We start from the raw sequence: 6,104 nt of genomic DNA, 5'->3' as shown, positions 1-6,104 counted from the left end.
CTGGGGGCGCTGGCTCTCGTTGTTGTGATTCTGCGCCGCCCGTGGGCCTGCCGCCCCCCGCCCGGCGGGCTCGGGGCGCGGAGGTGCGGGGGCCGCGTCGTTTCCGCGGGGCCGGGCCCGCACGGCGCAGCGGGCCGGCACGGCGAAGGGGGAAGTCCGGCAGGGCATCGCGCGGCGGGGCGTCCCGACGGGTCAGGGCCGCTCGGCGAGCCTGGCGTAGCGCAGGGCGAGCCCGTCGAGCAGCGCCTCCAGCCCGGTCTCGAAGGCGCCCTCGTCCACCGTCCCGCGGTGCCCGGCCAGCCGGTGCGCCTCACCGAGGTGCGGGTAGTCGGCCGCGTCGTAGACCTCGGCGTCCGCAGGGAAGCCGGCCGCGAAGGAGGCGAGCGCCGAGCCCGTGACGAAGTAGCGCATCAGCGCGCCGATCCTGGTCGCCTGTCCGCGGGGCCACCCGGACTCGACCAGGTGGCCGAAGACCGCGTCGGCCAGCCGCAGCGCGTTCGGCCGGCGCCCGGGGCCCTGGGCCAGGACCGGGACGATGTTGGGGTGGGCGGCCAGCGCGGCGCGGTAGGAGCGCGCCCAGTCGCGCAGCGCCTGCGGCCAGGCGCTCCCTGTTCTCCCAGCAACTCCCGCGGCCCCCAGGGCTCCCGCGGCCCCGGCGTCCCCCGCCGCCCCGGCGTCCCCCGCGGCCCCGGCGGCGGTCCCGAACATCGACAGGTCGACCTCGCCGATGACGCTGTCCACCACCGCGTCCAGCAGGTCGTCCTTGGTGGCGAAGTGGTTGTAGAGCGAGGGCCCGCTGACGGACAGCTCGGTGGCGAGTCGGCGGGTGGAGAGGGCGTCCAGCCCCTCGTCGTCGATCAGCCGCAGTGCGGCGGCGACGATGCGCTCGCGGCTGAGCAGCGGGGTGCGTGGACGGGCCATCGCGGCGGGTTCCTCCGGTTCCTCCGGTCGGGTGTGTCGGGGACCGATTCTGGCAGGCGCCCCTTCCCAGCGCGGGCCGGGCGGGGCTACAGTCGCCCTCATAAAACTTGCAGCGCTAGTTTAATCGGCCCGGACCCCGTACCGGGCCCGGGACACCGGATTCGGGAGCCGCCGTGAACCTGGAGCTGTCCGAGGAGCAGAGCGCCGTCCGTGACCTCGCCGCCTCCTTCACCGACCGCGAGATCGTCCCGTACGCCGCCGAGTGGGACCGCGCCGAGTCCGTCGACCGGGCGATCGTCGGCAAGCTGGCGAAGGTCGGCTTCCTCGGACTGACCATCCCGGAGGAGTACGGCGGCAGCGGCGGCGACCACCTCGCGTACTGCCTCGTACTGGAGGAGCTCGGGCGCGGCGACTCGGCCGTGCGCGGGATCGTCTCGGTCTCGCTCGGCCTGGTCGGCAAGTCCGTCAACACCTTCGGCACCGAGGAGCAGAAGCGGCACTGGCTGCCCCGGCTCACCTCCGGCGAGTCCCTCGCCTGCTTCGCGCTCACCGAGCCGGGCACCGGATCGGACGCCGCCAACCTCACCACCCGGGCCGTCCGGGACGGCGACCACTGGCTGATCAGCGGCGCCAAGACCTTCATCACCAACGGCACCTGGGCCGACGTCGCGCTGGTCTTCGCCCGCACCGGCGGCGAGGGACCGCAGGAGCGCGGCCACCGGGGCATCACCGCCTTCCTGGTCCCCACCGACCTGCCCGGCTTCACCCGCACCGAGATCCACGGCAAGCTCGGCCTGCGCGGCCAGGCCACCGCCGGGCTCTCCTTCGAGGACGTCCGGGTGCCGGACACCGCCCGGCTCGGCGAGGTCGGCAAGGGCTTCACGGTGGCGATGGCCGCCCTGGCCAAGGGCCGGATGTCGGTGGCGGCCGGCTGCGTCGGCATCGCCCGGGCCTGCCTGGAGGCCGCCGTCCGCTACGCGGGCGAGCGCGAGCAGTTCGGCAAGCCGATCGCCGCGCACCAGCTCGTCCAGGAACTGCTGGCCGGCATCGCCGTGGACGTCGAGGCGGCCCGGCTGCTCACCTGGAAGGTCGCCGACCACATCGAGCGCGGCCTGCCGTTCGCCACCGAGTCCTCCGTCGCCAAGCTGTACGCCAGTGAGGCAGCCGTGCGGGCCGCCAACAACGCGCTCCAGGTCTTCGGCGGCTACGGCTTCATCGACGAGTACCCGGTCGGCAAGTACCTGCGCGACGCGCGGGTGATGACGCTCTACGAGGGCACCAGCCAGATCCACCAGTTGCTCATCGGACGCGCCCTGACCGGCGTCAACGCCTTCTGAACCCGCCACGGACACCCCCGCCCCGCCACCCGACAAGGAGCCCGACGACGTGCGTCCCGTCTACTTCGCCGCCGCCCGCCGCACACCCATCGGCCGGCTGCGCGGCGCGCTCGCCACGGTCCGCCCGGACGATCTCTCGGCCACCGTGCTGCGCGCCCTGCTCGCCGACGTCCCCGCGCTCGACCCCGCCCGGATCGACGACGTCTACTGGGGCGCCGCCAACCAGGCCGGCGAGGACAACCGCAACGCCGCCCGGATGGCCGTCCTGCTGGCCGGCCTGCCGGAGACCGTCCCCGGAGCCACCGTCAACCGGCTCTGCGCCTCCGGCCTGGAGGCCGTCACCCTCGCCGCCCGGGCCATCGGCTCCGGCGAGGCGGACGTGGTGCTGGCCGGCGGCTGCGAGTCGATGACCCGCGCCCCCTTCGTCCTGCCCCGCCCGGACGAGGCGCTGCCGCACCGGATGGAGACCTTCGACACCCGGCTCGGCTGGCGGCTCACCAACCCGCGGATGGCCGAACTGCACGGCGTGCTCGGCATGGGCGAGACCGCCGAGGAGGTGGCCGCCCGGTACGGCATCGACCGGGAGCGCCAGGACGCCTTCGCGCTGCGCAGCCACCAGCGGGCCGGCGCCGCCCGCAAGGACGGGCACTTCGACGCCGAACTGGTCCCGGTCGAGCGGCCGGACGGGGTGACGGTGAGCCGGGACGAGGGCATCCGCGAGGACACCAGCCTGGCGAAGCTCGCCGGCCTCAAGCCGGTGTTCCGCGCCGGGGGCACGGTCACCGCCGGGAACGCCTCGCCGATGAACGACGGCGCGGCCGGGCTCGTCCTGGTCGGCGAGGAGGCGCTGCGCGACCTCGGGCTCCAGCCGCTCGGCCGGTACGTGGCCGGCGCCTCGGCCGGGGTGCACCCGGACGTCATGGGCATCGGTCCGGTGCCGGCCACGGCGAAGGTGCTCGCGCGGGCCGGCTGGTCGCTCGCCGATCTGGACACCGCCGAACTGAACGAGGCCTTCGCCGCCCAGGCGCTGGCTTCCGCCGACGCCATCGGTTTCGGACCGGAGCAGGCCGAGGAGGTGGTCAACCCCAGCGGCGGGGCGATCGCGCTCGGCCACCCGCTGGGCGGCTCCGGCGCCCGCATCCTCACCACCCTGCTGCACCGGATGCGCCGTACCGGTGCCCGGCGCGGCCTGGCCACCATGTGCGTGGGCGTGGGGCAGGGAACGGCCGTGCTGGTCGAGAACGTCTGACCATCCGTGGTCCACCGCTCGTCGACCGTCAACTCGTCGACCGTCAACTTGTCGACCGTCAACTTGTCGACTGTCGATCCCAACCACCGAGGAGTTCACATGACGCGGTTCGCGGACAAGGTCGCCGTGGTGACCGGCGCGGCGCAGGGCATCGGGGCAGCCACCGCCCGCCGGCTGGCGGAGGAGGGCGCGGCGGTCGCCGTCGTCGACCTCACCGCCGAGCGGGCGGCCGGGACGGTCGCCGAGATCACCGCCAAGGGCGGCACCGCACGGGCGTACGGCTGCGACGTGGCCGACTACGACGCCGTGGAGGCGGTGTTCGCCCAGGTCGCGGCGGACCTCGGCGGGCTGCACATCCTGGTCAACAACGCCGGGATCACCCGGGACAACCTGTTCTTCCGGATGCCCAAGGCCGACTGGGACGCGGTGCTGACGGTCAACCTGACCAGCGCGTACAACTGCAGCCACGTGGCACAGAAGTACATGGTGGCGCAGAAGTACGGGAAGATCGTCTCGCTCAGCTCGCGCTCCGCCCTCGGCAACCGGGGCCAGGCCAACTACGCGGCCGCCAAGGCCGGCATCCAGGGCCTCACCGCGACCCTGGCGATCGAGCTGGGCCCGTTCAACATCAACGTCAACGCCGTCGCGCCCGGGTACATCGCCACCGCGATGACCGCGGCCACCGCCGAACGGGTCGGCAGCAGCGCCGAGGACCACCAGGGCGAGGTCGCCGCCCGGACGCCGCTGCGCCGGGTCGGGCAGCCGGAGGAGATCGCCTCGGTCGTCGCCTTCCTGGCCAGCGAGGAGGCCTCCTACGTCAGCGGGCAGACGCTGTACGTCAACGGCGGGGCGCGCTAGCCGCCCTCCTGACGCGTCGTCATCAGGTCGTCCCAGGTGGGGAGTTACTTTCCCCTGGGACGGCCTTTACCTTTTCGTGTGGCCGAGCATGACCATGCCCTTGATCATACGACCCCACCAATTGACTATGGCATGATCATGCGGCTCTCGATGGGATGGCCGGACCGACCCGACCGAACCAGGTCAGGCCCTGCGCCCCAAGGAGCCCCATGGGCAGCCCCGCCACCCTCCGCCGCGCCCTGGCCCTTCTCGCCGTGGGGGCCACCGCCCTCACGGCCGGCACCGTCGCCGTACCGGCCGCCGGTACCGCGATCGCCTCCCCCGCCCACGACCTCACGGGCGTCCACGTCCGCCCCGCCTCCTTCGGGCAGCACAGCGCCCAGGGCCGCCCCGCCCCGCTGAGCACCACCCAGTGCGTCAGCCAGGTCGGCATCCACTGCTACTCGCCGCTCCAGTACCGGGCCGCCTACAACCTGAACCCGCTGTACCAGGAGGGCATCACCGGCAAGGGCCGCACGATCGTCATCGTCGACTCCTTCGGCTCGCCGACCATCCAGCACGACCTGGAGGTCTTCGACAAGCAGTGGGGCATCCCGGACACCAACGTCGAGGTGGTCAAGTGGGGCAACGTCCCCACCTGGGACCCGAAGAACCCCGACCACACCGGCTGGGCCGGCGAGACCACCCTGGACGTCGAGTACGCCCACGCGATCGCCCCCGACGCCCACATCATCCTGGTCGAGACCGGCGTCGCCGAGACCGAGGGCACCACCGGCCTGCCCGAGATGATGGACGCCGAGAAGGCCCTCATCAAGGCCGGCCGCGCCGACGTCATCTCGCAGAGCTTCGGCGCCACCGAGAACACCTTCCCGGGCTACGACAAGGGCGACTTCAAGTCGCTCACCGATCTGCGGTACGCCTTCCAGGCCGCCGCCGACCACAACGTGACCGTGCTCGCCGCCTCCGGCGACAACGGCGCCACCGACGCCCAGGAGAACGGCAGCGACCTGTACCCGTACAAGGTCAACTCCTGGCCGTCCTCGGACCCGCTGGTCACCTCCATCGGCGGCACCCAGCTCACCCTGGACGACTCCGGCAACCGCACCGCGCCCGACAAGGTGTGGCACGACAAGTCCGGCGCCGGCGGCGGTGGCGTCTCGGGCATCTTCGAGCGCCCGTGGTACCAGGCCGGCGTCGCCAACGTCACCGGCAACCACCGCGGCACCCCGGACATCAGCATGAGCGCGGCCGTGGACGGCGCCGCCTGGACCTACGAGTCCTACGACCCGACCTCGGTCGGCTGGCACCTCACCGGCGGCACCAGCGAGGCCACCCCGCTGTTCTCGGGCGTCGTCGCACTCGCCGACCAGCTCGCCGGCCACCGCCTCGGCCAGCTCAACTGGCGCCTGTACGGCATGAACCTGCTGCCGAGCAAGTGGAGCGGCATCGTGGACGTCAAGCAGGGCGACAACGGCTGGAACGGCGTCACCGGTTACAACGCCGCCGAGGGCTACGACCTCGCCAGCGGCCTGGGCACCATCGACGGCGCGAAGTTCGTGCACGCGATCGCCGGCCGATGAGCCGACCGGTCGCCGGGTCGCGAGTGGCAGGTGACCGGTAACAGATGACTGGTAACAGATGACAGCGAACAGCTGACAGATTTCGAAATCTGTCAGCTGTTCGCTGTTTTCCGTCTGCTGTCGTCCGTCCGCCGTCCGCCGTTCCCCGCCGGTGGGCCC

The 6,104-nt window shown here is 72.8% G+C and carries 5 protein-coding genes; 4 read left to right on the top strand and 1 reads right to left on the bottom strand.

Going from position 1 to position 6,104, the window contains the following annotated elements:
- Window positions 1-192 precede the first annotated feature (192 nt).
- Window positions 193-921: a TetR/AcrR family transcriptional regulator gene (locus tag ACFVHV_RS04490; RefSeq protein WP_380348739.1), complete on the bottom strand. Its 729-nt coding sequence runs from the start codon at window positions 919-921 to the stop codon at window positions 193-195.
- 173 nt (window positions 922-1,094) lie between these two features.
- Between ACFVHV_RS04490 and ACFVHV_RS04485 the strand changes: the two genes are divergently transcribed.
- The 4 genes from ACFVHV_RS04485 to ACFVHV_RS04470 all read left to right on the top strand — a co-directional run bounded on the left by ACFVHV_RS04485 (window position 1,095) and on the right by ACFVHV_RS04470 (window position 5,945).
- On the top strand, window positions 1,095-2,258 hold the full coding sequence (locus ACFVHV_RS04485) for an acyl-CoA dehydrogenase family protein (protein WP_380348737.1): 1,164 nt from the start codon (window positions 1,095-1,097) through the stop codon (window positions 2,256-2,258).
- Window positions 2,259-2,307: 49 nt separating this feature from the next.
- Complete coding sequence (locus ACFVHV_RS04480) at window positions 2,308-3,507, top strand: thiolase family protein (protein ID WP_380348735.1); 1,200 nt, start codon at window positions 2,308-2,310, stop codon at window positions 3,505-3,507.
- Window positions 3,508-3,606: 99 nt separating this feature from the next.
- Window positions 3,607-4,365, top strand: a complete 759-nt coding sequence (gene fabG, locus ACFVHV_RS04475) for a 3-oxoacyl-ACP reductase FabG (RefSeq protein WP_359913768.1) — start codon at window positions 3,607-3,609, stop codon at window positions 4,363-4,365.
- A 209-nt stretch (window positions 4,366-4,574) separates the two neighbouring features.
- Window positions 4,575-5,945 carry a S53 family peptidase gene (locus ACFVHV_RS04470; protein WP_359913771.1) on the top strand — a complete coding sequence of 457 codons (1,371 nt, stop codon included), beginning with the start codon at window positions 4,575-4,577 and terminating at the stop codon, window positions 5,943-5,945.
- Window positions 5,946-6,104: the final 159 nt, after the last annotated feature.

It is taken from the genome of Kitasatospora sp. NPDC127116, assembly GCF_042677365.1.
GTDB lineage: Bacteria > Actinomycetota > Actinomycetes > Streptomycetales > Streptomycetaceae > Kitasatospora > Kitasatospora lactacystinica.
Note: the sequence above shows the minus strand (reverse complement) of the source record. Positions and strands in the feature narration are given on the sequence as shown.

What these genes read in the sequence shown, in the direction of transcription:
- fabG (WP_359913768.1), top strand. Translation starts at nt 3,607, where the DNA reads ATGACGCGGTTCGCGGACAAGGTCGCCGTGGTGACCGGCGCGGCGCAG.
- ACFVHV_RS04470 (WP_359913771.1), top strand. Translation starts at nt 4,575, where the DNA reads ATGGGCAGCCCCGCCACCCTCCGCCGCGCCCTGGCCCTTCTCGCCGTG.
- ACFVHV_RS04490 (WP_380348739.1), bottom strand. Translation starts at nt 921, where the DNA reads ATGGCCCGTCCACGCACCCCGCTGCTCAGCCGCGAGCGCATCGTCGCC.